Here is a 25,890-nt window from a genome sequence, read left to right on the forward strand (position 1 = left end):
ATGATCGCCGGCGCCGCGATCCAGCCGTCACGGCGACGCGCCGGCGAAGGTCCGGCTCTGCGCCTCGGCCCAGCCGGGCGGGAATTTCGCGAACAGGATCGGCGGCGCGGCGACCCGGCCGCCGGGCACGGTCCGGTTCAGCGCCGCCGCACCGGTCTCCGGCAAGGCCGGCACCGCATCGTCGACACCGAGCAACCGCAGCACCCGGCCGGCGGCGTCGGGGATGAAGGGCCAGGCGACGGCCGCCGCGATCCGGACCAGGTTGACCCCGGCGCGCAGCACCGCGGCGGCGCGATCGGGATCGGTGCGGATGACAGTCCAGGGCGCCTCGGCCGCCAGATAGGTGTTGGCAAGGCGCCAGATCGCCCGCACCTCCTCCGCCGCGCGGCGCAGGGCGAGCGCCCGGTGATGGCCGCGCAGCGCCGCCAGGTGCCGGTCCAGCGCCAGAGCGAGCCGGTGTTCGGGTTCGGCCGGCTCTCCGGCCTCGGGGACCAGCCCGCCATGGCGGGCTGCGACGAAGCTCAGCACCCGGTGGACGAGATTGCCGAAGCTGTCGGCGAGGTCGTGGTTCACCTCCGCGGCGAAGCGCTGGAAGCTGAAATCCGTGTCGCCGCCCTCCGGCGCGTTGGCGGCCAGCCACCAGCGCCAGCTGTCCGCCGGCGCCAGCTCGAGCGCCCGGTCGAGGAACACGCCGCGCCCCTCGCTGGTGGAGAACTTGCCGCCCTCATAGGTCAGCCAGTTCACGCCCTTGATCACATCGACCGTCTTCCATGGCTCGCCGGAGCCCAGCAGGGTGCAGGGGAAGCTGACGGCGTGGAACGGCACGTTGTCCTTGCCCAGGAACTGGAGGTATTCGACATCCTCCGCCGCCCACCACCAGGCCCGCCAGTCGCGTCGCGCCGGGTCGGCGTCGGCCCAGCCCTGGGTCGCGGCGATATAGGCGATCGGCGCGTCGAACCAGACATAGAACACCTTGCCCTCATAGCCCGGCCGCGGCACCGGCACGCCCCAGGACAGGTCGCGGGTGATGCAGCGGTCCCGCAGGCCCTCGTCCAGCCATTTGCGCGCGATCGCGGTCACCAGCGGCGGCCAGCCGCTGCGGCTGCCGAGCCAGCGCTCCAGCACGTCGACCAGGGCCGATTGGCGCAGGAACAGGTGGCGGGTGGGCCGATGCTCCAGGTCGGCGGCGCCGGACAGGGCCGAGCGCGGCGCGACCAGGTCGGTGGGGTCGAGCGGCCGGGTGCAGGCCTCGCACTGGTCGCCGCGGGCGCCGCCATGGCCGCAATGCGGGCAGGTGCCGATGACGTAGCGGTCGGGCAGGAAGCGGCCGTCGGTCGGGGAATAGACTTGGCTCAGCACCCGCTCCTCGATCAGGCCGCGGGCATCGAGGCGCTCGAAGAAGTGCCGGGTCAGGGCGTGGTTGCGCGGGCCGGAGGACCGGTCGAAATGGTCGAAGGACAGGGCGAAGCGACGATAGATCTCCGCCTGAACGTCATGCTGGCGGGCGCAGTAGGCGGCGACATCCAAGCCAGCCGCGGCGGCGGCGAGCTCCGCCGGGGTGCCGTGTTCGTCGGTGGCGCAGAGGAACAGCACCTCGTCGCCAATCTGGCGGCGGAAGCGGGCATGGATATCAGCGGGCAGCAACGATCCCGCGAGGTTGCCGAGATGCTTGACGCCGTTGATGTAGGGCAGCGCGCTGGTGATCAGGACCTTGGCCATGGGGATCTCCCGGGATCGCATGGGTGGGGCGCCGGACTCCGGACATGAAAAACCCTCCGCGGGGAACCGGGAGGGCGTGGGTCCGAGCGCTCGCACGCGCACCATCCAGGCGCGCGTCACCCCCTCCGGCAGGTCTCCTGCAGGTCGGGCCGGCGCATTCGTGGGGCGCGGCGGAGGGGGGGCATGGACGACATCCGATCAGGGAACGACGGAACCATAGTCCGCCGGCCGGCGGGCGGATGCAAGCGGATGGGCCGGGTCAGCCGGCGGTCTTGGGGTCCGATGCCCGGGTCGAGGCGAGTTCCATGTCTGGGGTGTAGACGCACCAGCGGTTGCGGCCGGCGGCCTTGGCCCGGTACAGCGCGGTGTCGGCCTGGACCATCAGCCGGTCCGGGTCGATGTGCCGGTCGCGGGCGACCGCGACGCCGATGCTGACCCCGATCGTCACCCGCGCCTCGTCCGCCTCGAAGGGCTGCGACAGCAGCGCCAGCAGCCGCGCCGCCGCGGTCTCCGGCGGCTCGGACTGTACGGTGAGGATGACGGCGAATTCGTCGCCGCCGAGCCGCGCCACCACATGATCCTCGCCCACCGCTTCGGTCAGACGGCGCGCCACCAGCTGCAGCACCATGTCGCCGACCGCGTGACCAAAGGCGTCGTTCACCGGCTTGAAGCCGTCGAGGTCGAGATACAGCAGCAGCACTGCCTCGCCCGCCGGCCGCGGCCGGCCCAGGATCTCCGCCAGCCGGCCGGAGAAGTGGAAGCGGTTGGCCAGGCCGGTCAGCGGATCGTGATGCGCCAGATGGGTGATGTGCGCCTCGGACCGCACCCGCTCGGTGACGTCGATCAGCGCCACCAGCAGGGCCTGGCGCCCGTCATGGGTCAGCGACCGGACGAAGGTCAGCACCTTGACCTCCTCCCCCGCCGCCGTGCGCTGTGCCCACACCCGCTCGTCGTCATGGCCGTCGCCGGGGGCGAGCAGCCGGGCGGAGGCGGCCTTGCGCTGCGCCGGCAGGTAGAGGTCCAGCAGCGTCAGCCCGATGAAGCGGTCGAGGTCGTAGCCGTAGCGTTCGATCGCCGCTTCATTGGCCGAGAAGATGGCGAAACCGTCGGCATCCGCCAGCACCATCGGCACCGGATTGGCCTCGAACAGCAGCCGCAGCGAGGCTTCCCGGCGCTTCAGGTCGGTGATGTCGACGCGCACGCCGATGACGCCGCCATCGGCGGTGCGCCGCTCGTCGTGGCGGACCCAGCGGCCGTCGCGGAACTGCTGCTCGTCCTGGCTCTGCGGCTTGCCGTGCTGGGCCATCCGCCACGCCAGCCAGGCCTCGGGGTCGTCCGTCCGCTCCGGCATCTCGCCGGTGGCGATGCTGGCCCGCAGGATGTCGACGAATGGCACCCCGGCGCCCAGCAGCGGCGCGATCTCGGGGTACAGCTCGGCGTATTTCCGGTTCCACAGGACGTAGCGGTCCTCGGCATCGAACACGGCGATCGCCTCCGGCAGCATCTCGACCAGGTCTTGCAGGCGCCGGTCGCGCTGCTGCAGCTCGGCCTCGGCACGGTCGGCCCGGTCGAGCGCCGCGGCCAGGGCATCGCCGGCGGCCGATACGGTGCGGATGACCGCCCCCAGGATCCGCCGCGCGCCCTTGTGCCAGGCGGCGAAGGCCAGTTCGACCGGAATCGGCGGGGCCCCGTGCGGCAGGATCGTCGCCCGGACCCGGGTGCCGTCCGGTCCGGCCGCCCAGGGGACGACCAGCGTATCCGCCCTGCGGCCGAGCAGGTCCGCCCGCCCGAACAGGACCGCCGCGGCCGGGTTGGCAAACAGGATCCGGCCGCCATCATCGGTGGCGATCATGGCATCGGACGAAAGCTCTGCGAGGACCAGGGCGTCCGGCAGATCGTCGGCCGTCCCGGCAGGATCCCTGTTCTGTCTGGGCACCGCTTGGCCGGATGTCCCTCTTCTGTCTCGCGAGCATGACACAGGGACGCCAGAGTTGAAGCATTTCCCGACGCGACGCCGACGCGTCGCAGGGCCGCGCGGCTTGCGTCGGCGGCCGGAGTGCGGTTCAACACCGGGATGACCGGAGCCGAAGATCCCCTCGCCGCCGCCGACGACGCACCCCAGCCGGGCGCGACGGAGGCGGAATGCCCGCGCTGCGTGAAGCCGATGGCGCTGTGCGTCTGCGACGGCGTGGAGCCGATCGACAACCGCATCGCGCTCCTGATCCTGCAGCACCCGCAGGAGCAGGTGAAGGAGCTGGGCACCGCCCGGCTGACGGCGCTGCACTTCAAGGATGCGGTGTTCAAGATCGGCCTGTCCTGGCCCAGCCTGGCGGCCGCCCTGGGCCGGCCGGCCGACCCGAAGCGCTGGGCCGTGCTGTATCTCGGCTCGATGCGGCCGGAGGATTTCCCGCCGGGCCGCGAGCTGGTGGTGCTGGACAAGAAGGGCGAGGCCCTGCCCGAGCAGGATGAGGCGCTGGCCGAGATCGAGGGCGTGGTGGTGCTGGACGGCACCTGGAGCCAGGCAAAGACCCTGTGGTGGCGCAACGCCTGGATGCTGAAGGGCAAGCGCATCGCGCTGCGGCCGCAGCGCCCCTCGCTGTACGGCAAGCTGCGGCGCGAGCCCCGGCGCGAGGCGCTGTCGACGCTGGAATCCTCCGCCCTGCTGCTGAGCCGGCTGGAGGGGCGGCCGGAGATCGAGACCGCACTGCTGGCCAGCTTCGCCCGGATGCTCGACCGCTACCGCGCCACCCAGCCGGCGCGGCCACCCCGGGCAGACGGTCCGCGCCCCGATCGCCGCCGGCCGCAGCAGCGCCGCGGCCGGTCCCGCGCCTCCTAGGCCCTGGCACCGCGCTCCGCCCGCAGCAGCATGAGCGCCGGCAGCAGCGGCAGCGCCGCGACCAGTGCCAGGATGCCGTGCGTGGCGTCGAAGGCAACCAGCGCCCCCATCGGGTAGGCCGGCCCCGGCGGCAGGAACAGGCCGAACAGCGCCACCGCCAGCGCCGCCCCGATCGAGGCGCCGGTGCGGTCGAGGATGTTCAGCAGCGGCACCCCGTCCGGCACCCGCTCCTTCGGCAGCGAGGCCAGGGCCGCGGTCATCGCCGGCATGCCCGACAGCACCATGCCGAAGCCGCGCACCGCCAGCACGGCGGAGAGCCAGAGATAGCTGGTGTGGATCTCCAGCAGGGCCAGCGGCACGGTGCCGAGCACGGTCAGGATGACGCCGGCCACCACCAGCCGGCCGCCGCCGAAGCGGTCGGCCAGCCGCCCGGCCAGCGGCATGGCCAGGGCGATGCCGAGATCCTGCGGCAGGATCAAGAGGCCGGTCATGAACACCGTCTCGTGGCGCACCAGCAGGTAGTAGAGCGGCAGGGCGATCTGCGCCCCGTACACGGTGAAGCCGCCGCAGAGCAGGATCAGCCCGGCCGAACCGAAGACGCGCTCGCGCAGCAGGCGGATGCGGATCAGCGGCGCCTCCATCCGCCGCGCCCGCAGCGCGAAGCCGACGATAAGGGTCAGGCCCAGCAGCAGCGCGCCATCCGCCGCCGCGGCGCCGAAGCCGCCGGCCTGGGCGATGGCGACGACGCCCCAGGTCATCAGCGGCAGGCCGAGGGTCATCAGCACCAGGCCGGGGAGGTCGAGCCGGCCGGCGGGCCCCGCGGCGCCGGGCCCGACGCGCGGCAGCCAGAGCCAGCCGGCCAAAAGGGCGGCGAGGCCGACCGGCACGTTGATCCAGAACAGCCAGGGCCAGCCCTGCCACGCCAGGAGCGCGCTGCCGACGGTGGAGCCGATCGCCGGGGCCAGCACCACGACCAGGCCCATCGTGCCCATCATCCGGCCCATCCGCCGCGGCCCGGCCGCCATGCCCAGCAGCATCTGCCCGACCGGCACCAGGAGGCCGCCGCACAGGCCCAGCAGCACCCGCGCCGCGATCAGCTGCCCGGCCGTGGCCGACAGGGCGCAGGCGACCGAGGCCAGGGTGAACAGGGCCAGGCTGGCGAACCACAGCCGGGTCGGCCCGACCCGTCGCGCCGCCCAGCTGCAGATCGGGATCGAGGCGGCCAGGGCCAGCAGATAGCCGGTCGCAACCCATTGCATGGTGTCGAGCGACACGCCGAAGCCCTCGCCCATCGGCGCCAGGCCGATGTTCACGATCGAGGTGGTGAGCCGTGACAGGAAGCCGCCGCCGACCAGGATCGCGGCCTGGCGCCACAGCGCGGCCGGGATCCTGTCCAGCGTTGCGGCCGCCGCAGGGGCGATGGAGACCATGGCAAGGTTCCTTATCGATGATAAATTTATCATCGATAAGGAACTGAACGCGGCTAGGATGTCAAGCGCCTCGACCGCAGAGCCGACTGACCAGGACACACCCGATGCCCCGCCCCACACCGTCATTGCGAGCGCAGCGAAGCAATCCATGGCGCCGCCTGGCATGGATGGATTCGTCGGCTGCGCCTCCTCGCAATGACGTCGGGAGAGTGGACGGCCCGGAGACCAGACGATGAAGCTGCAGCGGGACGTGGTGATCCGGACGGCGCTGGATCTGCTGGACGAGGTCGGCATCGACGGGTTGACCACCCGCCGCCTGGCTGAGCGGCTGGGCGTGCAGTCGCCGGCCCTGTACTGGCACTTCAAGAACAAGCGCGCGCTCTTGGACGCCATGGCCAAGGCGATGATGGAGGCGGCCGGGATGGACCGGCCGGTCGACCCCGGCGCCGACTGGCGGGATTGGATCGCCGAGGATGCGCGCCGGTTCCGCCGGGGGCTGCTGGCGCGGCGCGACGGCGCCCGGCTGCATGCCGGCACCCGGCCGGAGCCGGCGGAGTTCGCCGCGGTCGAATCCGAGACCGCCCTGTTGTGCGCGCACGGCCTCAGCCCGGCCGACGCGCTGCGCGCCGAGATCGCGATCGGCCGCTATGTCGTCGGCTGGGTGCTGGAGGAGCAGGCCGACGCCGCCGATGCCGGCGAGCGCGAGGGCGAGCGGATGTCCGCCGCGGAGCTGGCCGCCTATCCCCGGCTGGCCGAGGGCATGGCGGTGGTGCGCGACGCCGACCCGGATGCCGCGTTCGATTTCGGCCTCGGCCTGCTGCTCGACGGCATCGCGGCCAGGCTGGCGCGGTGAGCGGCCGGACCTCCCGGCCGGATCCAGGGCACCCCGGCTGCGACATCAGGGCGAATTCGGCTGGGCGCGGTATGCTTCGGTGTGCGCGCATGACGCGGCTGATCAGCCCACCGCCCAGGGGGAGCCAAGATGGACGTTGCCGACCTGGTCCTTCCCGTGTTTGCGATCATCGTCACCGGATGGCTGGCCGGCTGGTCTGGCTACCTCTCGCGGTCCCTGGCCGATGGCCTGGTGCATTTCGCCTACAACATCGCCATGCCGGCGCTGCTGATCGTCACCATCGCGCAGGAGCCGGCGCGCAATCTTCTGGAATGGCGGTTCCTGCTGGCCTTCGGCGGCGGGTCCATCCTGTGCTTCGCACTGGTGTTCCTGGCCGTCCGCATCGGGTGGGGACGTGATCTCGCCAGCAGCACCATCCACGGCATGGCGGCGGCGATGACCAACACCGGCTTCGTGGCGCTGCCGGTCCTGCACGCCATCTACGGCCAGCCCGCCGTCCTGCCCGCCGCCATCGCCACCGTGTTCGTGGCGGCGGTGATGTTCCCCGTGACCGTGGTCCTCCTGGAAAGCGGGGAACACGCCGCACGCGGGCGGTCGGCACGCCCGGTCGTCCTGGCGAAGCAGATTCTGCTCAATCCGATGGTGCTCTCGACCATCATCGGCCTGGCCGGGGCGATCACAGGCCTGCCGATCCCGGCCCCGGTCGCGGCCTATCTGAACATCCTTGCCGCCGCGCTCACCCCGTGCGCGCTTTTCGCCATCGGGCTCGGCCTGTCGGTCGAGGGCATGCGCTCGAACCTCGCGGCGTCCTTCGGCCTGGCGGCTGTGAAGCTTCTGGTGATGCCGCTGATCGTCTACGGGCTGAGCGCAGCGTCGGGCCTCAACCCGCTCTACACGATCGCCGCCGTGGTCTGTGCGGCCGTGCCGACCGCGAAGACGGTGTATATCCTGGCCGGCGAATACAAGGTGGAGCAGCCGCTGGTCGCGGCCACGGTCTCGATCACGACGCTGCTGTCGGTCGCGACGCTGCTGGGCTGGCTTTATGCACTTTCAGGATTTGCGGCACGAGCGGGCTGAGGGGTCGAGAGGCTGGCCGGCTATCCGCTGCCGGCCGAGGGGGTGGAGGAGCTGCGGCGTGGCCCTGCGGAGGGTGAAGCTTGCCTTCTTGTCACTTGCCGGTCCGGTCCGCGCTGCTCATGGTGGCCGGCCGAGCGCCTTCGGCAGGATGGACCAGATGGTAAAGATTATGGGTGGGCCCCCGGCGGTCCGGCGCTGGCTTCTGGCGTTGTCCTGCGTGGCCGGCGGCTTGCCGGCCATCCCGTCCGCTTTCGCGCAGACCGTTCCGGATGCGGGCTCCGCACCCGCGGCCGATGACGGCCTGTGGGGCCGGGATACGCTGTTCGGGGATCTCGGCGGCATCCGCAGCCGGCTGGGCGATGCGGGAGTCCAGCTGAGCCTGCAGGAGACCAGCGAGGTGCTGGGCAACGTCACCGGCGGGGTCCATCGCGGTGCGATCTATGAAGGCGCCACGCTGGCCACCCTGTCGGTCGACACCGGCAAGCTGCTGGGGATCGATGGCGGCACCATCAATGCCAGCGCCTTCCAGATCCATGGCCGGGGGCTGAGCGCCACCAACCTGGACAATCTGAACACCGTCAGCGGCATCGAGGCACCGCCCTCCACCCGGCTGTTCGAGCTGTGGTACGAACAATCCCTGCTGGGCGGCAAGGCGGCGATCCGCGTCGGCCAGCAGGCGGCGGACCAGGAATTCGCCGTCAGCCAGTACGGCGCCCTGTTCGTCAATTCCGGCTTCGGCTGGCCGACCCTGGCGGCAATCGACCTGCCTTCGGGCGGCCCCGCCTATCCCCTGGCGACGCCCGGCATCCGGGTGAAGGCCCAGCCGACGGATGCGCTGACGCTGCTGGTCGGCCTCTATAACGGCGATCCCGACGACAACGGCTCCGGCACGTCGTTCCGTGTCGACAAGGGCGCCTTCCTGATCGGCGAGGCCCAATACGCGGTCAATGGCGACGGGGACGGCCTGCCCGGCACCTACAAGCTCGGGGCCTGGTACAATTCGAACCGTTTTGCCGACCAGCGCTTCGACGACAACGGCCTGTCCCTGGCCGACCCGGCGAGCGACGGCGTCGCCCTGCTGCACCGCGACGACTGGGGCCTCTACGCCCTGGCGGACCAGATGATCTATCGGGTGCCGGGCACCAAGGACCAGGGCCTCGGTCTGTTCGCGCGTATCATGGCCGCGCCCGGCGACCGCAACGAGGTCGACCTCTTCGTCAATGCCGGCGCCAGCTACAAGGGCCTGCTTGCGGGGCGGCCGGACGACACCGCCGGCCTCGGCGTGGTCTATGCCCGGATCGGCGCCAGGGCCAGGGACCTGGACGCAGACGTCGCCGCGTTCTCCGGCAGCGGCCGCCCGATCCGCAGCGGCGAGACCGTGCTGGAGGCGACCTACCAGGCGCAGATCGCCCCCTGGTGGACGCTGCAGCCGGATTTTCAGTACGTCTTCAGCCCCGGCGGCCATATCCCCGACCCGGAGGATCCGTCGCGGCCGATCGGCGACGCCGCCGTCCTCGGCCTGCGCACGACGGTGACGTTCTAGGCCGCGGCCCGAGAAGGCCCCCCGCCGGAGCGGGGAGCCCTCCTGTCTTCATCCCTGCAGATCCTAGGCCGGCCCGCTCCGGCTGAGGGTGAAGGCCTCGAAGTCGCCGCTGTCGAGGTATTGCAGCCGGCCCCAGCCGTCGGTCGCCATCGCCGTGACGTATTCGAGGGAGGCGAAGGCAGCGACGTTGCAGCCGCCCGGCAGGCAGCCGACCGGCAGGTTCAGGTCCATCAGCCCCTGGGCGCTCTGCACCGTGCTGTGGTTGCCGACCAGCCCGACCGGCCCGGATGTCGCGAACACCACCTGGTCGACCCGCTTGGTGGTGAAGCTGTAGCTGGCGAAGCCATTCTTGTGCTTCGCCCGCCACGGCAGCGTGACCATGTCGCCGGCCGAGAAGCCGAGCACGCCGCAGCACGGGTCGGCCGAGGCCATGCCGATGGTCGGCGCATCGATCTCGGCATAGGTCGGGTTGTTGTCGACATGGACGGTCACGACCATGGCGTTGCCGTCGACCAGGCCCAGCGGGGCCGCCTCCACCGTGGTGATCGCGCCGGCCAGGTTGTCGACATCCGGCACGAAGTAGCGGATGCCGAGCGCGCCGATGTTCACCGGGGCGCCGGCGGTGTCGAACAGCTCGAGCCGGATCTCGAACTTGCCGGAATGGTCGGTGCCGACCTCGGCGCCGTTGGCGTCGTAGCTGATGCCCGGCGCCGGCAGCGTCGTGTCGAAGACCCCGTTCTGGTAGTCGACCGGCGCGATCACCGGCCCCCAGACGCCCTGCGGCGGCAGCGACGGCGGGATCTCGAACAGGTTGGCGACCGGCGCCTCGGGCGGCGACAGCGGCCCCAGCTTGTACAGCGCGCTGACCGGCTGCCCGCCGCCGCCGTCATAGGTGTAGTGGCGGCCGACATCGTCCAGCATCTGGAACCAGTCGACGGTGCCGGCGCGGCGCCAGAACAGGCGGTAGTACTTCACGCCCAGGGATTCGCGCAGGCTGTTGTCGAACAGCAGCTGCGGCCGCAGTGTGCCACCGAAGGGCGCGCCGCCGCTGGTCAGGCCGCGGTTGGCCACGGTCGTGGTGCCCTGCAGCGCAGCGGAATCACCGAAGATCGCGTTCATCGAGGTCTGGCCGATGGCGGTGAACAGCACCCAGTTGTCGCCGGCCACCACCGGGGCGCAGGGCGGGCAGGTCCGCGCCAGCGGATGGTGGGTGACCAGCGTGACCTCGGACCCGCACATGTAGTTCCACCACGTGTAGCAGGGCACCGGGGTCGGCGCGTAGATGGTGATGTCCCAGAACAGGAAGCGCTGCTTGACCTTGAAGTACAGGTCCGGCGTGTCGTGGTTGTTGCAGCCCTGGAAGAACAGCGTGTGGAAGTGGCCGCAATCGTCGGTGTGCGCGGTGGCCACCCGCTGCATGGTGAAGAAGCCGGGGAACAGGATGCAGAAGATCGGCCGCAGCAGCAGCTCGTGGTCCAGAAGGGCGCGCTGGAAGTCGAGGTCGCTGGCGGTCCGTGCCGCGAAGCGCAGGGTGCTGGCCTGCTCCAGCCCGGCCAGGGCGGTCGCCGCCTCGGCATGGGTGTGGGCGAGCTGCGGCGCGGCCGCGGGGTCGAGGCGCCGCAGCCCCGCGCCGGCCTGGAGCGGCGCCGGGTCCGGGCCGGGTCCCGGGGGGAACGGGCCGGGGAACGGGCCGGGCAGCGGGTCCGGGATCGGGTCGGGCAACGGCACCGGATGCAGGATGATGTCGCGCAGCCGGTCGATCACCCATTTCGGCAGCTTCGGCAGGATGATGATGAAGCGGTCGACCTCATAGACCTCGACGGTGGCGTCGCAGACCGGCAGGTCGATGCTCTGCCCGCCCAGCGTGGTGCGCTTCAGCACGGTGCCGTTGACGAAGCACAGGCCGCGCAGCCAGCACAGGATCTGGTCGATCCGCACCGGGATATCGATCGCCAGGCGCTCGGCGCCGAGATCGACGCGCAGATGACGCTCGACCGCGCCGCGGCGCACCAGCTCGGCCAGCGAGCGGTCGTCGCCCTCCAGCCGCGGACCGACCAGCAGCCGCAGATTGGTGCCCTCGGCACCGATCGGGACGCGGAGGGCGGCCTCGCCCTTCGCCTCCACCGGCTTCATGTCAAGCAGCCTGCCGCCTTGCGAGAACGCGTAGACGGCGAGCGACGCCTTGCGGGCGCGCTCATCCTCCGGCAGCGCCACGCGGACGGCGATGCCGTGATCCTTGGGAGTGTCGGGTCTCTTCGCCATGATAAGCCTCCTGGTCGCGGACCGGGGCGCCGGAGGGTTCCGGTCCCGCCGTCACGCGCGGATAGGGATGGGAGGCAGGTTGCGCGGTCGTCCCTGGCTGCGCCGTCGGCCAGGCGCCGTCGTCATGCCGGAACCGGCACGGGCGCCACAGCCTGTCCTCGTCTCGCATTGCCCAGGAGACATCCGGGGCGGTCCTTCAGCGGCCGCCGGGATGATCATTTTCTTGATGAATATATTGATATTCGGCGTATCAGGGAGCGCACACGCTCCTACCGATTCTTCAGGTTTCCTTGGAATTTGGTACCGTCATGGGTCAATGATTCCCTCCATTCAATAATATAATATGTAATCCTACGACTCGATTGTGGTTTTGTTATGCCGCGACTGCCGGAGACTCGTCTCCGACAGCCCTCGCCTTGGTCGCTGCCCGCGCCTCAGGGGATGATCCGGCGCCGGCGCAGGTCCTGGAACAGGCCCAGGAACATGGCCTCGGTGTCGACGAAATCGTGGAAGCCGAAGCGCCGCGCCTTGGAGCTGTCGGCGAACATGTCGTAATCGAAGCCGAACACGAAATCGGCGAAGCGCCAGGACGACACGTCCTGGTAAGGCACCGGCGCCAGGCCGTGCTTCGCCGCCATCGCCGCCCAGAGCGGTTCCTTGTCCGCCATCATGGTGGCGAGCGGCATCGGCAGCGGCGGCGCCACATCGAGGTCGAAGAAGCGGGCCAGCCGCGGCCACAGGTCGTTCCAGCGGAACAGGTCGCCATTGGCGATGTTGAAGGCCTGGCCGGCGGCGCGCGGGTCGGTCGCCGCCCACAGCGTGGCCCGGGCCAAGAGGCCGGCATCGGTCATTTCCAGCAGCTTGTCGTGGGCGCCCGGCTTGCCCGGGAAGCGCAGCGGCAGGCCCAGCTCCTTCGACATCGACGCGTAGACGGCGATGGCGACGGCCAGGTTCATCGGGTTGCCCAGCGCCGTGCCGCCGACCACCGAGGGGCGGATCGCCGACCAGCTCCAGCCCCCGGCCCGCGCCTGCAGCCAGGCCAGCTGGTCGATCATGAATTCCGGCGGCATCGGCCCGGGGTCGTCCTCCCGCGCCGGCGTCTTGAACGGGCCGAGATGGCCGCCATAGACCTTGTAGCCCTGCATCAGGCTGATATGGCGCAGGCCCGGCGCCGCGGCTTCGACCGCCTCGACCGCGTTGACCAGCATGGCGAGGTTGGGCGGCACCAGCTCGGCCCAGCTCGGCCGGTCCTGGAAGGCGGCGTAGAAGATGTGGGTGACCTCGCGCAGGCCACCCAGCCTGGCCCTGGCGTCGTCACGGTCCAGCAGATCCACCGCGACATGCCGGACCCGGCCAGCATCCTCGCCGCCGCGGCGCGACAGGCCGATGACCTCCCAATCCTCCAGCGTCGCCAGATGCCCGACCAGGTTGCGGCCGATCACCCCCCGCGCGCCGACCACCAGCGCCACCTTGCGATCCATCTTCGGTCTCCGTTGCCGATCGCCGCCGGTGGCGGCTCCTGGCACCAGAGATGATCCATTCAGCCTAGCGCGAGTAGACGCGGGAAAATGCTATCATCCATAAGAACTGCTTTGAGATGATTGGATCGTGGACCGCTTCACCGCCATGGTGACCTTCGTCCGGGTCGCGGAGCTGGGCAGCCTGTCGGCGGCGGCGCGGGCGCTGGGCCTGACCCAGCCGGCGGTGAGCCAGCAGGTCGCGGCGCTGGAGCGACGGCTGGCCGTCCGGCTGATCAACCGCACCACCCGCCGCCTGGCCCTGACCGAGGCCGGCGAGCGCTATTATGCCCAGGCCACTCGCATCCTGGAGGCGCTGGCCGAGGCCGAGGACGGGCTGGCCGGGCCGGCCGACGCGCTGCAGGGGGCCTTGCGCGTGCATGCGCCGGTGGGTTTCGGCCAGGCGCATCTGGCGTCGATCCTGATCGGCTTCCACCGCCGCCACCCCGGCCTGACGGTCGAGCTGATCCTGGACGACCGCTATGCCGACCTGATCGGCGAGGGCGTCGATGTCGCCATCCGCCTGGGCGCGCTGAAGCCGTCGGGGCTGGTGGCGCGCCGGCTGGCGACGCTGCGCCGGATCCTGGTCGCGTCCCCGGACTATATCGCCGCCCATGGCAGCCCGGAGACGCCGGAGGAGTTGGCGCAGCACCCCCATATCCGCTTCAGCTGGACCCCAGGCGGCGAGGCGGTGCCGCTGATCGGCCCAGACGGCCCGCTGGAGGTGCGGGTGCGGTCGCATTTCCTGGCCAACAACGCCTTCGTGCTGGTCGAGGCGATCCGCGAGGGCCTGGGCGTCGGCGGCGCCCAACTGCCGCTGGTGCAGACGCTGCTGGAGAGCGGCGCGCTGGTGCGCGTGATGCGGGGCTACGCCTATGCGCCGCTGGAGGTGCAGGCGGTGACCCCGCCCGGCCGCTTCCAGCCGCGCAAGGTCCGCGCCTTCGTCGACCACCTCGCCGCCGCCCTGCCGGCCATTCCGGGGCTGGACCGGGACTAAGGCTTAGGAGGTAGTGGGTTGATCGGGCTTGCCGGCCTAGCCTCGGCTTTGAAATGATCCCGAAAACTGCGGCGCGAAGTCATGGACGTCTCCGACAAATCGGCAGCCGATGCAACCGGAGAACACGCTTCACCGGCACGACCCGCTTCGCTGCCGCGCCGGGCCCTGGTGCTGGCCGCGCTGCTGGCCGGGTGTGTGATCGCCTACGCTCTCACGCTTGCCTGGATCGATGTGTCGACCGCACCGGTTGAAACCGAATTCGGCACCTCGGCCGGCGACGCCAGGGTCAGGCTCTACCTGCAGCCGATTCAGGTCGATCCGGTCAATGATTCTCTCCAGATGCGGATCAGCATGACGCCTAATCCGTCCCTGGTGGATGCAGCGTCGACGGCCGCTGATCGCGATTTCCTGATCCGGATCACGCGTGGCAAGCAGATCGAGCATGTGCATATCGGGGCTGGCCAGCCTCTCCCCGAGGTCACCTTCGAATTCGATCTCGATGACGGAACCGTGCGCGACTATCCCCTCGACCGGTATGTATCGGCCATGACGCTGGCGGCGAGTGAACGAAGCCAGGACGGCACTGAGGTGCCGCTGCCGATCCGTGTCACGGTCTGGGAAGGTCTCCTCGGCTACACCGTGAAGGCGCAGCAGGCGACGGCACAGACCGCCGATGAACTGCAGCTCCAATTCGCGGTCCGTCGCACGGGGGCCGTCGCGTTCTTCGGCATCGCGATCTATGGCGCCATCATCGTCATGGTGCTCTGCGCCCTGGTCATCGGCAGCCTGGTGTTCATCGGCGTCCGGCGGATCGAGGTCACGCTCGTCGGCGCGCTCGGCGCCGTGATCTTTGCTCTGCCCGCGCTGCGCATGGCGTTGCCGGGCGCGCCGCCGCTGGGTGTCCGGCTCGATGTCCTCGTCTTCTTCTGGGCCGAGCTCGGGGCGGTCATCGCGCTTTGCCTGTTCGTCGCGGCCTGGGCGCGCCGGGGCGCGAAGCCATGAAGGGGCGGGATTCTCATGTGGCCGCTCGGATGACAGCGGACATGCCTGCCGTCTCGACGGGAGCCTCTGCCCGACCGGTTCCACCGCAAGAATCGGGCGGCCGGCCCCGCGCCGCTGCGGTAAGATGCGGCCCATGAGCGAGCATCACTTCACCCTGTTCGAGACCGCGATCGGGCCCTGCGGCATCGCCTGGGGCCCGCGCGGCGTCACCGGCGTGCAGCTGCCGGGGTCCAGCGCGGAGACGACGCGGATGCGGCTGCTGCGGCGCTGCCCCGGCGCCGAGGAGGCCGCGGCCCCACCCGAGATCCAGCAGGTGATCGGCCGCATCACCGCCCTGCTGCGGGGCGAGCCGATCGACCTGACCGCGGTGCCGCTGGACCTCGACCGGGTTTCGCCCTTCGAGCGCCAGGTCTACGAGATCGCCCGCGAGATCCAGCCGGGGTCGACCATGACCTATGGCGAGATCGCCAGGCGGCTGGGCGACCCGCTGCTGGCCCGCGACGTCGGCCAGGCCATGGGCCACAACCCGTTCCCGATCATCGTGCCCTGCCACCGCGTGCTGGCAGCCGGCGGCAAGCCCGGCGGCTTCTCCGCCCCCGGCGGGGTCGACACCAAGCTGCGCATGCTGCAGATCGAGGGCGCCGCCCCCGGCGGCCAGCCGTCGCTGTTCTGACCTCCGACGAAACCGTTGCCCGGCCGGGCCGCCGGGGGCAGACTCGGCCGCATGCCCGCCGAGACGATCCTGCAGCGCCCGTCGATCACGGTGTTCGACTACATCTGCACCGCGCGGCCGGGCGACGCGCCCTTCGCCGAGCGGCATGACGGCTTCTCGGTCTCCTATGTCCGCCGCGGCAGCTTCGGCTGCCGCCAGCGCGGCGAGGCCTTCGAGCTGGTGGCCGGGTCGGTGCTGGTCGGCCATCCCGGCGACGAGTTCACCTGCACCCACGACCATCACGCCGGCGGCGACGAGTGCCTGTCCTTCGAGCTGGACCCGGCGCTGGTCCACGCCATCGGCGACGATAGCGAGACCTGGCGCGCCGGTGCCCTGCCGCCGCTGCCCGGGCTGGTGGTGCTGGGCGAGCTGGCCCAGGCCGCGGCCGAGGGGCGCAGCGACCTCGGCCTCGATGAGATCGGCATGGCCTTCGCCGCCCGCTTCACCGCCCTGGTTGCCGGACGGCCGCGGACCACGGCGGAGGCCCCGCCGCGCGACCGCCGCCGCGCGGTCGAGGCGGCGCTGTGGATCGAGGCCCATGCCGCCGAACCGATCGATCTGGACGGCGCCGCCCGGGCGGCCGGGCTGAGCCCGTTCCACTTCCTGCGCCTCTTCGCCCGGTCGCTCGGCGTCACCCCGCACCAGCATCTCGTCCGCGCCCGGCTGCGCCACGCCGCCCGGCTGCTGGCCGAGGACGGGCGGTCGGTCACCGACATCGCCTACGACGTCGGCTTCGGCGACCTCTCGAACTTCGTGCGCAGCTTCCACCGCGCCGCCGGGGTGTCGCCCCGCCGCTTCCGCCAGGCGGCGAAGGGCGACCGCAAGATCCTCCAAGAACGGCTGGCCGCGCCCGCCGCAGGATGACCGCCCGATCAACGGAGGTCATCCATGTACGATCACATCGGCCTGAAGGTCCGCGATCTCGACGCCAGCCTGCGCTTCTACGAGGCGGTGCTGGCACCCCTCGGCCACGGGCTGGTCAGCCGCGACGAGTCCGGCGCCGGCTTCGGCCCGCCGGCTGCGGCGGCGCTGTGGCTGTACCCGTCCGACGCGTCGGGCCCCGGCGCCCATGTCGCCTTCCGCGCCCCGGACCGGGCGGCGGTCGACCGCTTCCATGCCCGCGGGCTTGCGGCCGGCGGCCGCGACCATGGCGCCCCGGGCCTGCGCGCAGACTATAGCCCGACCTACTATGCCGCCTTCCTGACCGACCCCGACGGCAACAATGTCGAGGCGGTGTGGATGGGGTGAGGCCCGCACCCCGCCCCGTCATCGCGAGCGCCACGCCTCTGCCGGGCTCGCGATGACGGGCCCATCGGGCCTGCGGCCGACTACGGTGTCGTCAGCGTCTTGAGATAGGCGATGATGTCGGCGCGGTCCTGCGGGTTGGCGATCGCGCCGGCCGCCATCTTGGTGCCGGGCACGAGCTTGTTCGGCCCGGACAGGAAGGTGTCGAGGCTGGCCTCGTCCCAGACCTTGCCGTAGGCGGCCATGCCTTTGGAGTAGTTGAAGCCGGCCACGGTGCCGGCGGTGCGGCCGAACACGCCGGACAGGTGCGGCCCGATCTTGTTCTGTTCGGTCACCGTGTGGCAGGCGCTGCAGCGCGAGAACAGGGTCTGGCCCCGTGCCGCGTCGCCATCGGCCAGGGCCGGCGTCACGCCGCCGGCGGTCAGAAGGGCCGCGAGCGCCCAATGCGTCAGTCTCATGATGGTCGTGCTCTCCGTCCGGGATCAGGCCGAGGATTTCAACAGGTCGGTGTCGATCGGCAGGGTGCGCAGGCGCTTGCCGGTGGCGGCGAAGACCGCATTCATCACCGCCGGGGCGATCGCGGCAGTGGCGGTTTCGCCGATGCCGCCGGGGGCCTCGGCGCTCTTCACCAGGTGGGTCTCGATCACCGGCACCTCGTCGATCCGCATCGGCAGGTAGGTGTCGAAGTTGCCCTGCTCGACCCGCCCGTCCTTGAAGGTGATCGATCCGTGCAGCACCGCGGTCAGGCCGAACAGCGCGCCGCCCTGGACCTGGGCCTCGATCGTGTCCGGGTTGACCACGATGCCGCTGTCCACGGCGCAGACGATGCGGTGGACCTTGACCGACCCGTCGGCCGCGACCTCCACCTCCGCCACCTGGGAGACGTAGCTGCCGAAGGCGAACTGGACCGAAACGCCACGGCCGTGGCCCTTCGGCATCGGCGTGCCCCAGCCAGCCTTCTCCGCCGCCAGGGTCAGCACGCCGAGTGCGCGCGGATTGTGGCCCAACAGCGACTTGCGATAGGCCACCGGGTCCTGCTTGGCGGCCGCCGCCAACTCGTCGATGAAGCTTTCGACCACGAAGACGTTGTGGGTCGGGCCAACGCCGCGCCACCAGGAGGTCGGGACGCCCTGCGGCTCGACCCGGACATATTCGACGCGGATGGACGGGAAGGCATAGGGCGGCTCGGCGGCGGCCTCCACCGCGTCCGCATCGACCCCGTCCTTGAAGCCTGCGGGGAAGTAGCGCGCCATGATCGAGGACCCGGCGATCCGATGGGTCCAGGCCACCGGCTTGCCGTCGGCGTCCAGCCCGGCCGAGAACCGGTCGTAGTAGTAGGGCCGGTACATGTCGTGCTGGATGTCCTCCTCCCGGCTCCACACCACCTTCACCGGGCCGTCCACCTGCATCGCCACCTTCACGGCGCGGCCGACGCCGTCCACCTCCAGCCGCCGGCCGAAGCCGCCGCCGATCAGGTGGTTGTGGACCTGCACCTTCTCCTTCGGCAGGCCGGTGACCTCGGCGGCGATCCCCTGGGCCAGGGTCGGCACCTGGGTGCCCACCCAGATCTCGCAGCTGTCCTTGCGGACATGCACGGTGCAGTTCATCGGCTCCATCGCCGCATGCGCCAGGAACGGCATCTGGTAGATCGCGTCGATCCGCTGCGCCGCGCCGGCCAGGGCCTTTTCGGCGTCGCCCTCGTTGCGCGCCACCGCCCCCGGCTTCTTGGATTCCTCCTCGAGCTGGCGGATCAGGTCGGCGCTGTTGACCGTGGCGTTCGGGCCGTCATCCCACTGGATGGCGGCGGCCTCCAGACCCTTCTTGGCCGCGCCCATATGGTCGGCGACCACGGCCACGGATTCGTCGGTCTTCACCACCTGGCGCACGCCCTTGACCGCCATGGCGGCCGCCTCGTCCACCGACTTCGGCTTGCCGCCATAGACCGGCGAGATCGCGATCGCCGCGACCTTCAGGCCCGGCAACTTGGTGTCGATGCCGTATTCGGCGCGGCCATTCACCTTGTCGGGCGAATCCAGCCGCTTGGCGCGGGTGCCGATCAAGGTGAAGTCCTTGGGGTCCTTCAGCGCCACCGTCTTCGCGTCCGGCGCCGGCAGCGCCGCCGCGGCGTCGGCCAGTTCGCCATATCCCAGTGTCCGCTTGCCGTCGGTGACCGTGCCAGCCTTCGCCTTCAGCCCGGCCGGGTCGACGCCCCACTGCTTCGCCGCCGCGGCGATCAGCAGGGTGCGGGCCACCGCGCCGGCCTGCCGCAGCGGCGTCCAGAAGGCGCGGATCGCGGTCGAACCGCCGGTGAGCTGGATCCCGATCAGCGGGTTGGCATAGAGCGCGTCGTTGGCCGGGGAATGCTCGAGCTTGACCTGGTCGAGCCCGACCTCCAGCTCCTCCGCCAGCAGCATGGCTTCGGCGGTGTAGATGCCCTGCCCCATCTCGGCCGAGGGCATCACCAGCGTGACCAGCCCCTGGCGGTCGATGCGGATGAAGGCGTTCGGGGCGAAGCCGGCCGCCTCGACGGCGGCCCAGGCCGGCCGCAGCGACGGCGCCAGGGCGACGGTGAGGGCGAGGCCGCCGCCGAGCGCGGCGCCGACCTTGAGGAACCCACGGCGGTCGAGGGTGTGCGAACCATCAGGCATGGTCTGTCCCTCCCTTACGCCGCGGCTTTGTGGATCGCGGCGCGGATGCGCTGATAGGTGCCGCAGCGGCAGACATTGCCGGACATGGCGGCATCGATGTCGTCGTCGGTCGGCTTCGGCGTGTCGGTCAGCAGCGCCGCCGCCGACATGATCTGCCCGGACTGGCAGTAGCCGCACTGCACCACCTCGAGCTCCAGCCAGGCCTGCTGCAGCGCCTTGCCCTGCGGCGACTGGCCGACCGCCTCGATCGTGGTCACGGCGCTGTCGCCGATGCTGTCGACCGTGGTGATGCAGGAGCGCGTCGCCGCGCCGTCGACATGCACGGTGCAGGCGCCGCACAGCGCCGCGCCGCAGCCGAACTTGGTGCCGGTCATGCCGAGCACGTCGCGCAGGACCCACAGCAAGGGTGTGTCGCCGTCGACATCGACCTCGTGGGCGGTTCCGTTGACCTTGATGGTGAATGCCATGGCTGCCTCGCGGGTGGCTGGGGGCTGATCCGGCAAAAAAGGCCGGCAGTGAACGCTGTCTATACCGTCGTGACCGTCGCGATAACGCGCGCAATCGGCGATGGCCTTTGAAGCTTGGCTGCAAGGTCCGGCAACTGGTCCGGCCTGCGGCTCTTATTGTCCGCCATCAGTTTAAGCCAAGGCCAGCCGCAACGCAGCGAAACAAGTGTCGCGGCCCGTCCCCATTGAAGCCGGCCGGTCCCGGCGCATCTCTTAGGGATGAGCCGCCTCATCCGCGTGGCGCTGGTCGCCGCCCTCGCCCTTGCCGCCGCACCGGCCGCGATGGCGCAATGCATCGTCAACCCGAACATCATCGGCAGCCCCTGCGCCGGCGGCATCGGTTCGCCGGCAATCATCAACGGCCAGCGCCCGGCGTTCCAGGAGATCACGCCGCCGCCGCAGCCCCAGCCCTACCAGCCGATCCCGATTCCGGCGCCGCGCCAGGCCGAGAGCCTGAGCCGCAAGGCCCCGAGCAACCCGCTGCTGCCGCTGCCGTCGGCCGGGGCGGCCCAGCGCTGCGTCACCCCATACGGCAGCTGCGCCATCCCCGGCGGCTCGATCCCCAGCACCGGCTGCAGCTGCGGCTCCACCACCGGCACGGCGCGGTGACCGTGGCCGGCCGCTGAGGCGCGGGCCATGCGGGTGGCCCTGGTGCTGAACGGCGCCTCGGGCGCCCTGCTGGGCCAGGCGCCCGCCGCGATCATCGACAGATTCGAGCGGCTGCTGGCCGCCGGCGGGGCCGAGGCCCGGGTGGCGGTGGCCGAGGGCCCGGCGCTGGACCTGGCGATCGACGCCGCCCTCGCCTCCGACGCCCAGGCGATCCTGATCGGCGGCGGCGACGGCACCCTGATCGCAGCAGCGGAGCGGCTGCTGCCGGAGAACCGGATCGGGCCGGCCCGGCCGCTGGGCATCCTGCCGCTGGGCACCGCCAACCTGCTGGCCCGCGACCTGGGCATCCCGCTGACGCCCGAGGCGGCGGTGCCGGCCCTGCTGTCCGGCACCACGCGGCGGATCGACGTCGCCGTGGTCAATGGCCGGATCTTCCTGAACAGCTCGCTGCTCGGCGTGGCGCCGCTGATGGTGCAGCAGCGCGAGCGCATGCGCCGCCGGCGCGGGCCGCTGAAATGGCTGCTGCTGGCCCGCGCCTTCTTCCGCGCGCTGGACCGCACCCCGCGGCTGCATGTGGTGCTGCAGGCCGAGGGCCGGCCGATGCGGCTGGTCACCCGCACCCTGGCCGTGTCCAACAACCCGCTGGCCGAGGGCTTTGCCGCGATCCACAGCCGCACCGCGCTGGATGGCGGGCAGTTGGGCGTCTACGCCGCACGGCTCGAACGCCGGGTCGACCTGTGGCGCATCCTGGCCCGCGTCGTCGCCGGCACCTGGCAGCATGATCCGGCCACCGCCGCGCTGATCGCCCGCCGGGTCAATGTGGTCGCCCGGCGCCGGCATCTGTGGGTCGCCAATGACGGCGAGAACCATCTCTTGGCCATGCCGCTGCGCTATCGCATCCTGCCGCGGGCGCTGACCGTGCTGGTGCCCCGCAGCGGGACGGACAGGCCAGAGTCATGAAGATCGTCGCCCACATCTCCGACCTGCATTTCGGCCGCACCGACCCGGCGCTGGTCGAGGCGCTGGTGGCCGACCTCAAGGAGATCGCGCCGTCGGTCATCGCCGTGTCGGGCGACCTGACCCAGGATGCGCGCACCGAGGAGTTCCTGGCCGCGCGGGCCTTCCTGGACCGGCTGGAGGCGCCGATCATCGTGGTGCCGGGCAACCACGACATCCCGCGGCTGAACCTGCTGTCGCGCTTCGCCAAGCCCTTTTCCCGCTACCGCCGCTACATCACCACCGACACCGCGCCGGTGCTGGTCGAGGGCGGCATCGCCCTGGTCGGCGTCAACACCGCCCGCCGCCTGGTGGCGCATTGGAACTGGTCGCATGGCGCGATCAGCCTGGGCCAGATCGAACGGGTCAGCGACACGGTGCGGGCGCTGCCGCGCGGCATGCTGAAGATCGTGGTGGCGCACCACCCCTTCCTGCCGCCGCCGGACGCGCCGGAGACCCGGCTGATCGCGCGGGCGGAGACGGCGCTGCGCTTCTTCGCCGCCGCCGGGGTCGACCTGATCCTGACCGGGCACCTGCACCGGGGCTTCACCGGCGACGTCACCGCCCATCACGGCCGGGTGCGCCGGCCGATCCTGGTGGCGCAGGCGGCGACCGCGACCTCGACCCGGCTACGCGACGAGCCCAACGCCTACAACCGCATCGTGGTCGACGGCGCCCGGCTGACGCTGGAGCCGCGGCGCTGGGACGGCAGCCGGTTCACGCCGATGCCGGCGCTGAGCTTCGAGAAGGTGAAGGCCCGCTGGCTGGCGGTGCCGCCCGCGGGCTAGGCCGACCTCAAACGATCGCCGAGACCGGCGTGCCGGGCCAGGCCAGCAGCTCGCCCAGGCGCGCCAGGGCCCGGCCGAGGCCGGCGCGGTCCGGCGCGCCGCCGAGCGACAGGCGCACCGCTTCCGGTGCCGAGCCGGTGACGTCGAAGGCGTCGGCCGGGACCACCAGCAGCCCGGATTCCCAAGCCGCCGCGGCGAAGCCGGCGCCGGTCCAGCCCGCCGGCAGGCCGAGCCAGAGGTGGTTGCCGTCCGGTTTCGCCGACAGGTCGGCGCCCGGCAGGGCCCCGGCAGCGAGGCTCTGGCGGGCCCGGTTCTCGGCCCGGATCGCCGCGGTGAAGGCGTCCAGCGCGCCGTCCCCGATCCAGCGCGTCGCCAGGGCGGCCAGCAGCGGTGACGGCATCAGGCTGACGGCGCGCAGCCCCATGGTCAGCTGCACCGCCGCCCGCGGATCCGGGGCGGCGACATAGGCGATGCGCAGCGCCGGCGTGGCGCATTTCGACAGCGAGGCGACATGCCAGGCGATCTCCGGCGCCAGGGCGGCCAGCGGCGGCGGCGCCGATTCGGCCAGCGCGCCATAGGCATCGTCCTCGACCAGGGCGACGCCGTGGCGGCGGGCGGTGGCCGCGATCGCCTGGCGGCGCGCCAGCGGCATGGTCGCCGTGGTCGGGCTGGCGATGGTCGGCACCAGGTACAGCGCCTTGGGCGGAGCCTTGCGGCACAGATCCTCGAAGGCCCCGGGGTCGATGCCGTCGGCATCCTGGGCCAGGCCGACCAGGCGCAGGCCGAGACGCAGGGCGATCGCCCGGACGCCGGGATAGGTCAGCGCGGCGCAGGCCAGGGTCTCGCCACGCTGCAGCAGCAGGTCGAGCAGGGCGAACAGCGCGCTCTGCGCCCCCGCCGCCACCACCACCCGCTCCTCCACCACCGCGCCGAGGCGCCGGGCCAGCCAGCGCGCCCCCGCCGCCCGGTCGCGCGCCGTCCCGCCGCTGGGCTGGTAGCCGAGGGTACCGCCGCCGGCCGCCAGCAGCAGGCCGAGGTCCTGCGCCATCCGCTCCGCCAGCCCGGGCGGCTGCGGCGGCACGTTCATGCTGAGGTCGAAGCCCGGATCGGATGCGGCGGCGGCATCGCGGACGAAGCTGCCGCTGCCGGCCCGCCCCTCCACCAGACCCATACGCTTCAGCTCATTGTATGCACGGGTCACCGTGGTCAGGTCGACGCCGAGCTGCGCCGCGAGCTGGCGCTGCGGCGGCAGGCGGACGCCCACGGCCAGTTCGCCGGACTGAATCCGTTGGACGAGGCTGGAGACGATCGATTGGGATTTCGACATCGGTCAGGCACTGCGACGGTTCATCGCAAAACCATACACTTGATAAAAGTGTATGGCAATGTTAGATGTGTCGCGTCATACAGCTGGCCATCGGATCGCCATCCGACGGCGCGCACCTGAGAGGTGGACCATGGCCGACCCCGCATCCTATCCCGTGCTGACGCCCTTCGCCGTCGGCATCCGGGCGCGCTGTCCGCGCTGCGGCCAGGGGCATCTGTTCCACGGCTTCCTGACCCTGGCGCCGAGCTGCGAGGTGTGCGGACTGGACTATTCCTTCGCCGACCCGGCGGACGGGCCGGCCTTCTTCGTCATCTCGATCGTCAGCTTCCCGGTCATCGCCTTCGCCGCCTGGCTTGAGCTGACCTATTCGCCGCCGATCTGGGTGCATCTGCTGACCTCGGCGCCACTGCTGATCGGCGGCTGCCTGGCGCTGCTGCGCCCGCTGAAGGGCTGGCTGGTCGCCGCGCAATACATCAACAAGGCCGGCGAGGCCCGGCTGGTGCGCAAGGGCGAGGATTAGTCCCGGCCGTCCCGGCCCAGCCAGGGGTCCGGGCCAGGGTCGCGGCCGGCGGCGACCTCGGCCAGCCGCTCGATGTAGTGGGCCCAGCCTTCGGCATGGCCGGCGCATTGCTCGGCGGTGGGCAAGCCGCTGTGGGTCATGCGCAGCAGCGTGCCGTCGGGCGGCTGCTCGATCAGGTCGATCTCGACCAGGCTCGACCCCGGCGGCACCACCGTGCTGCCGTCCCAGCCGAAGCTGTAGGCCAGGCGATGCACCGGCACCACCTCGCGGAAGCTGCCGCGGGCGAAGCGGGCGCCGGTGACGTTGACCAGATAGAGCCCGCCGGGATGCGGCTCGGTCTGCGCCTCGGTGCCCATCCAGCGCAGGATCTGCTGCGGATCGGTCAACAGGGCGAAGACTGCCGCAGGCGGTGCGGCGACGCGGGTCTCGCGGTGGACGACGAGCGGATCAGCCATGGCGGTCCTCCTGGTTGCGGGCCCTGCGGCCGCGGCGGTCAGGCCCCCGGGTCCTTGTGCATGCGGTCGGGGCCGGGATCGCCGCCGGCAGCGACCACGGCGAGCCGTCCCATGTAATGCGCCCAGCCGGTCTCGTGGGCGGGGACCGCCACGGGCGGCAGGCCGCTGTGGGTCAGACGCAGCAGCGTGCCGTCCGGCTGCTCGATCAGGTCGATCTCGACCAGGCTCGACCCTGGCGACACCCCCATCGCGTTGCCGTCCCAGCCGAAGCTGTAGGCCAGGCGATGCACCGGCACCACCTCGCGGAACGTGCCGCGCGCCACATCGGTGCCGTTGACGTCGAGCAGGTACAGGCCGCCCGGCTGCGGGTCCAGCGTCGCCTGCAGGCCCATCCAGCGCACGATCTTCTCCGGATCGGTCAGGAAGGCGAAGATGGTGGCGGGCGGCGCCGGGATCCGGATCTCACGCCGGACGACGGTCGGCTCGGTCATCGGGTTCCTCCTGGTCGCGCGGCGGCGCCGTGGCGGCAGGATACGGCGCCGCGGCCGGATTCGCCACCGCGGGGTGACAGGCTGGGCGCCCGGCCGCATGATCGGGCCATGGACCTGCCCACGACTCTCGCCTGGCTGGTGGACGAGGCCGGCGCCGCGCCGGGCCCGGACCAATTCCTCGCCCTGCTCGGGGGCCGGCTGGTCGAGGACGGCGTGCCGCTGGCCGGCGGCGCCCTGACCCTGGCGGTGCCGCATCCGATCATCGCCCATCGCACCTGGCTGTGGCGGGCGGCGACCGGGGCGGTGATCGAGGCGCTGGGCTTCGCCATGCCCGGCCTGGCCGGCGCGGCACCGGCG

General features: G+C 71.5%; 24 protein-coding genes and 1 pseudogene. 14 read left to right on the top strand and 11 right to left on the bottom strand.

Features of this window, described 5'->3' with window-relative positions; translation table 11 throughout:
* Positions 1-27: 27 nt before the first annotated feature.
* Complete coding sequence (gene metG, locus AB4112_RS04010) at positions 28-1,719, bottom strand: methionine--tRNA ligase (protein ID WP_441717228.1); 1,692 nt, start codon at positions 1,717-1,719, stop codon at positions 28-30.
* Positions 1,720-1,978: 259 nt separating this feature from the next.
* Positions 1,979-3,697 carry a diguanylate cyclase domain-containing protein gene (locus tag AB4112_RS04015; RefSeq protein ID WP_441717230.1) on the bottom strand — a complete coding sequence of 573 codons (1,719 nt, stop codon included), beginning with the start codon at positions 3,695-3,697 and terminating at the stop codon, positions 1,979-1,981.
* A gap of 96 nt (positions 3,698-3,793) precedes the next feature.
* Between AB4112_RS04015 and AB4112_RS04020 the strand changes: the two genes are divergently transcribed.
* Positions 3,794-4,555, top strand: coding sequence for a tRNA-uridine aminocarboxypropyltransferase (locus AB4112_RS04020; RefSeq protein ID WP_309795077.1), 762 nt, complete (start codon positions 3,794-3,796; stop codon positions 4,553-4,555).
* On the opposite strand, the gene AB4112_RS04025 is transcribed toward AB4112_RS04020, so the two are convergent.
* Positions 4,552-5,985, bottom strand: a complete 1,434-nt coding sequence (locus tag AB4112_RS04025) for a DHA2 family efflux MFS transporter permease subunit (protein WP_441717232.1) — start codon at positions 5,983-5,985, stop codon at positions 4,552-4,554. The genes AB4112_RS04020 and AB4112_RS04025 overlap by 4 nt on opposite strands.
* Before the next feature lie 232 nt (positions 5,986-6,217).
* Here AB4112_RS04025 and AB4112_RS04030 point away from each other — a divergent pair, with 232 nt between their 5' ends.
* From AB4112_RS04030 to AB4112_RS04040, 3 genes are all read left to right on the top strand, one after another.
* Positions 6,218-6,838 carry a TetR/AcrR family transcriptional regulator C-terminal domain-containing protein gene (locus tag AB4112_RS04030; RefSeq protein ID WP_309795073.1) on the top strand — a complete coding sequence of 207 codons (621 nt, stop codon included), beginning with the start codon at positions 6,218-6,220 and terminating at the stop codon, positions 6,836-6,838.
* A gap of 129 nt (positions 6,839-6,967) precedes the next feature.
* On the top strand, positions 6,968-7,915 hold the full coding sequence (locus tag AB4112_RS04035; protein WP_441717235.1) for an AEC family transporter: 948 nt from the start codon (positions 6,968-6,970) through the stop codon (positions 7,913-7,915).
* 157 nt (positions 7,916-8,072) lie between these two features.
* A complete protein-coding gene (locus tag AB4112_RS04040; protein WP_441717237.1) occupies positions 8,073-9,458 on the top strand; it encodes a carbohydrate porin in 1,386 nt (461 codons plus the stop codon).
* Between the two features lie 63 nt (positions 9,459-9,521).
* Here AB4112_RS04040 and AB4112_RS04045 read toward each other — a convergent pair whose 3' ends face one another.
* Positions 9,522-11,720, bottom strand: coding sequence for a hypothetical protein (locus tag AB4112_RS04045; protein ID WP_441717239.1), 2,199 nt, complete (start codon positions 11,718-11,720; stop codon positions 9,522-9,524).
* 434 nt (positions 11,721-12,154) lie between these two features.
* Positions 12,155-13,201: an SDR family oxidoreductase gene (locus AB4112_RS04050; RefSeq protein ID WP_309795066.1), complete on the bottom strand. Its 1,047-nt coding sequence runs from the start codon at positions 13,199-13,201 to the stop codon at positions 12,155-12,157.
* Between the two features lie 127 nt (positions 13,202-13,328).
* Here AB4112_RS04050 and AB4112_RS04055 point away from each other — a divergent pair, with 127 nt between their 5' ends.
* From AB4112_RS04055 to AB4112_RS04075, 5 genes are all read left to right on the top strand, one after another.
* On the top strand, positions 13,329-14,234 hold the full coding sequence (locus AB4112_RS04055) for a LysR family transcriptional regulator (RefSeq protein WP_309795064.1): 906 nt from the start codon (positions 13,329-13,331) through the stop codon (positions 14,232-14,234).
* An 81-nt stretch (positions 14,235-14,315) separates the two neighbouring features.
* A complete protein-coding gene (locus AB4112_RS04060; protein WP_309795062.1) occupies positions 14,316-15,236 on the top strand; it encodes a DUF4436 family protein in 921 nt (306 codons plus the stop codon).
* A 133-nt stretch (positions 15,237-15,369) separates the two neighbouring features.
* Complete coding sequence (locus tag AB4112_RS04065) at positions 15,370-15,909, top strand: methylated-DNA--[protein]-cysteine S-methyltransferase (protein WP_309795060.1); 540 nt, start codon at positions 15,370-15,372, stop codon at positions 15,907-15,909.
* Positions 15,910-15,960: 51 nt separating this feature from the next.
* Positions 15,961-16,812 (top strand): AraC family transcriptional regulator, encoded by an 852-nt coding sequence (locus AB4112_RS04070; RefSeq protein WP_309795058.1) that lies wholly within the window; start codon positions 15,961-15,963, stop codon positions 16,810-16,812.
* 24 nt (positions 16,813-16,836) lie between these two features.
* Positions 16,837-17,196 (top strand): VOC family protein, encoded by a 360-nt coding sequence (locus AB4112_RS04075; RefSeq protein WP_309795056.1) that lies wholly within the window; start codon positions 16,837-16,839, stop codon positions 17,194-17,196.
* 80 nt (positions 17,197-17,276) lie between these two features.
* Here the strand turns inward: AB4112_RS04075 and AB4112_RS04080 are convergent, their stop codons facing one another.
* From AB4112_RS04080 to AB4112_RS04090, 3 genes are read right to left on the bottom strand one after another with little or no spacing between them, the layout of a single operon-like run.
* Entirely contained in the window at positions 17,277-17,651 is a 375-nt protein-coding gene (locus tag AB4112_RS04080; protein WP_441717243.1) for a c-type cytochrome, read from the bottom strand.
* A 24-nt stretch (positions 17,652-17,675) separates the two neighbouring features.
* The gene (locus AB4112_RS04085) at positions 17,676-19,841 is read right to left on the bottom strand and encodes a xanthine dehydrogenase family protein molybdopterin-binding subunit (RefSeq protein WP_309795052.1); all 2,166 of its coding nucleotides are present in this window, start codon (positions 19,839-19,841) and stop codon (positions 17,676-17,678) included.
* A 14-nt stretch (positions 19,842-19,855) separates the two neighbouring features.
* The gene (locus tag AB4112_RS04090; protein WP_309795051.1) at positions 19,856-20,308 is read right to left on the bottom strand and encodes a (2Fe-2S)-binding protein; all 453 of its coding nucleotides are present in this window, start codon (positions 20,306-20,308) and stop codon (positions 19,856-19,858) included.
* Positions 20,309-20,566: 258 nt separating this feature from the next.
* On the opposite strand from AB4112_RS04090, the gene AB4112_RS04095 reads away from it, so the two are divergent.
* The 3 genes from AB4112_RS04095 to AB4112_RS04105 are packed head-to-tail and all read left to right on the top strand — an operon-like array spanning position 20,567 to position 22,740.
* Positions 20,567-20,956 (top strand): hypothetical protein, encoded by a 390-nt coding sequence (locus AB4112_RS04095; RefSeq protein WP_441717245.1) that lies wholly within the window; start codon positions 20,567-20,569, stop codon positions 20,954-20,956.
* A gap of 27 nt (positions 20,957-20,983) precedes the next feature.
* On the top strand, positions 20,984-21,916 hold the full coding sequence (locus AB4112_RS04100; RefSeq protein WP_441717247.1) for a diacylglycerol/lipid kinase family protein: 933 nt from the start codon (positions 20,984-20,986) through the stop codon (positions 21,914-21,916).
* Positions 21,913-22,740: a metallophosphoesterase family protein gene (locus AB4112_RS04105; RefSeq protein ID WP_309795044.1), complete on the top strand. Its 828-nt coding sequence runs from the start codon at positions 21,913-21,915 to the stop codon at positions 22,738-22,740. The genes AB4112_RS04100 and AB4112_RS04105 overlap by 4 nt, the downstream gene beginning before the upstream one ends.
* Positions 22,741-22,747: 7 nt before the next feature.
* On the opposite strand, the gene AB4112_RS04110 is transcribed toward AB4112_RS04105, so the two are convergent.
* Positions 22,748-24,067, bottom strand: a complete 1,320-nt coding sequence (locus AB4112_RS04110) for an aminotransferase-like domain-containing protein (RefSeq protein WP_441717250.1) — start codon at positions 24,065-24,067, stop codon at positions 22,748-22,750.
* Between the two features lie 130 nt (positions 24,068-24,197).
* On the opposite strand from AB4112_RS04110, the gene AB4112_RS04115 reads away from it, so the two are divergent.
* Entirely contained in the window at positions 24,198-24,587 is a 390-nt protein-coding gene (locus AB4112_RS04115; RefSeq protein ID WP_441717252.1) for a DUF983 domain-containing protein, read from the top strand.
* Here AB4112_RS04115 and AB4112_RS04120 read toward each other — a convergent pair.
* The gene (locus tag AB4112_RS04120; protein WP_309795038.1) at positions 24,584-25,042 is read right to left on the bottom strand and encodes an SRPBCC family protein; all 459 of its coding nucleotides are present in this window, start codon (positions 25,040-25,042) and stop codon (positions 24,584-24,586) included. The genes AB4112_RS04115 and AB4112_RS04120 overlap by 4 nt on opposite strands.
* A 38-nt stretch (positions 25,043-25,080) precedes the next feature.
* A complete protein-coding gene (locus AB4112_RS04125; protein ID WP_309795036.1) occupies positions 25,081-25,533 on the bottom strand; it encodes an SRPBCC family protein in 453 nt (150 codons plus the stop codon).
* A 108-nt stretch (positions 25,534-25,641) separates the two neighbouring features.
* Here AB4112_RS04125 and AB4112_RS04130 point away from each other — a divergent pair.
* Positions 25,642-25,890 (top strand): annotated as a pseudogene (locus AB4112_RS04130) (hypothetical protein); the annotation flags it as partial.

The organism is Inquilinus sp. 2KB_23 (genome assembly GCF_052115705.1).
GTDB classification, from domain to species: Bacteria; Pseudomonadota; Alphaproteobacteria; order DSM-16000; family Inquilinaceae; genus Inquilinus; species Inquilinus ginsengisoli_A.

Bases quoted from the DNA above. Each gene is read 5' to 3' on its own strand.
- metG (WP_441717228.1), bottom strand. From the start codon at position 1,719: ATGGCCAAGGTCCTGATCACCAGCGCGCTGCCCTACATCAACGGCGTC.
- AB4112_RS04020 (WP_309795077.1), top strand. From the start codon at position 3,794: ATGACCGGAGCCGAAGATCCCCTCGCCGCCGCCGACGACGCACCCCAG.
- AB4112_RS04025 (WP_441717232.1), bottom strand. From the start codon at position 5,985: ATGGTCTCCATCGCCCCTGCGGCGGCCGCAACGCTGGACAGGATCCCG.
- AB4112_RS04030 (WP_309795073.1), top strand. From the start codon at position 6,218: ATGAAGCTGCAGCGGGACGTGGTGATCCGGACGGCGCTGGATCTGCTG.
- AB4112_RS04035 (WP_441717235.1), top strand. From the start codon at position 6,968: ATGGACGTTGCCGACCTGGTCCTTCCCGTGTTTGCGATCATCGTCACC.
- AB4112_RS04040 (WP_441717237.1), top strand. From the start codon at position 8,073: ATGGTAAAGATTATGGGTGGGCCCCCGGCGGTCCGGCGCTGGCTTCTG.
- AB4112_RS04045 (WP_441717239.1), bottom strand. From the start codon at position 11,720: ATGGCGAAGAGACCCGACACTCCCAAGGATCACGGCATCGCCGTCCGC.
- AB4112_RS04050 (WP_309795066.1), bottom strand. From the start codon at position 13,201: ATGGATCGCAAGGTGGCGCTGGTGGTCGGCGCGCGGGGGGTGATCGGC.
- AB4112_RS04060 (WP_309795062.1), top strand. From the start codon at position 14,316: ATGGACGTCTCCGACAAATCGGCAGCCGATGCAACCGGAGAACACGCT.
- AB4112_RS04065 (WP_309795060.1), top strand. From the start codon at position 15,370: ATGAGCGAGCATCACTTCACCCTGTTCGAGACCGCGATCGGGCCCTGC.
- AB4112_RS04070 (WP_309795058.1), top strand. From the start codon at position 15,961: ATGCCCGCCGAGACGATCCTGCAGCGCCCGTCGATCACGGTGTTCGAC.
- AB4112_RS04075 (WP_309795056.1), top strand. From the start codon at position 16,837: ATGTACGATCACATCGGCCTGAAGGTCCGCGATCTCGACGCCAGCCTG.
- AB4112_RS04080 (WP_441717243.1), bottom strand. From the start codon at position 17,651: ATGAGACTGACGCATTGGGCGCTCGCGGCCCTTCTGACCGCCGGCGGC.
- AB4112_RS04085 (WP_309795052.1), bottom strand. From the start codon at position 19,841: ATGCCTGATGGTTCGCACACCCTCGACCGCCGTGGGTTCCTCAAGGTC.
- AB4112_RS04090 (WP_309795051.1), bottom strand. From the start codon at position 20,308: ATGGCATTCACCATCAAGGTCAACGGAACCGCCCACGAGGTCGATGTC.
- AB4112_RS04095 (WP_441717245.1), top strand. From the start codon at position 20,567: ATGAGCCGCCTCATCCGCGTGGCGCTGGTCGCCGCCCTCGCCCTTGCC.
- AB4112_RS04100 (WP_441717247.1), top strand. From the start codon at position 20,984: ATGCGGGTGGCCCTGGTGCTGAACGGCGCCTCGGGCGCCCTGCTGGGC.
- AB4112_RS04105 (WP_309795044.1), top strand. From the start codon at position 21,913: ATGAAGATCGTCGCCCACATCTCCGACCTGCATTTCGGCCGCACCGAC.
- AB4112_RS04110 (WP_441717250.1), bottom strand. From the start codon at position 24,067: ATGTCGAAATCCCAATCGATCGTCTCCAGCCTCGTCCAACGGATTCAG.
- AB4112_RS04115 (WP_441717252.1), top strand. From the start codon at position 24,198: ATGGCCGACCCCGCATCCTATCCCGTGCTGACGCCCTTCGCCGTCGGC.
- AB4112_RS04120 (WP_309795038.1), bottom strand. From the start codon at position 25,042: ATGGCTGATCCGCTCGTCGTCCACCGCGAGACCCGCGTCGCCGCACCG.
- AB4112_RS04125 (WP_309795036.1), bottom strand. From the start codon at position 25,533: ATGACCGAGCCGACCGTCGTCCGGCGTGAGATCCGGATCCCGGCGCCG.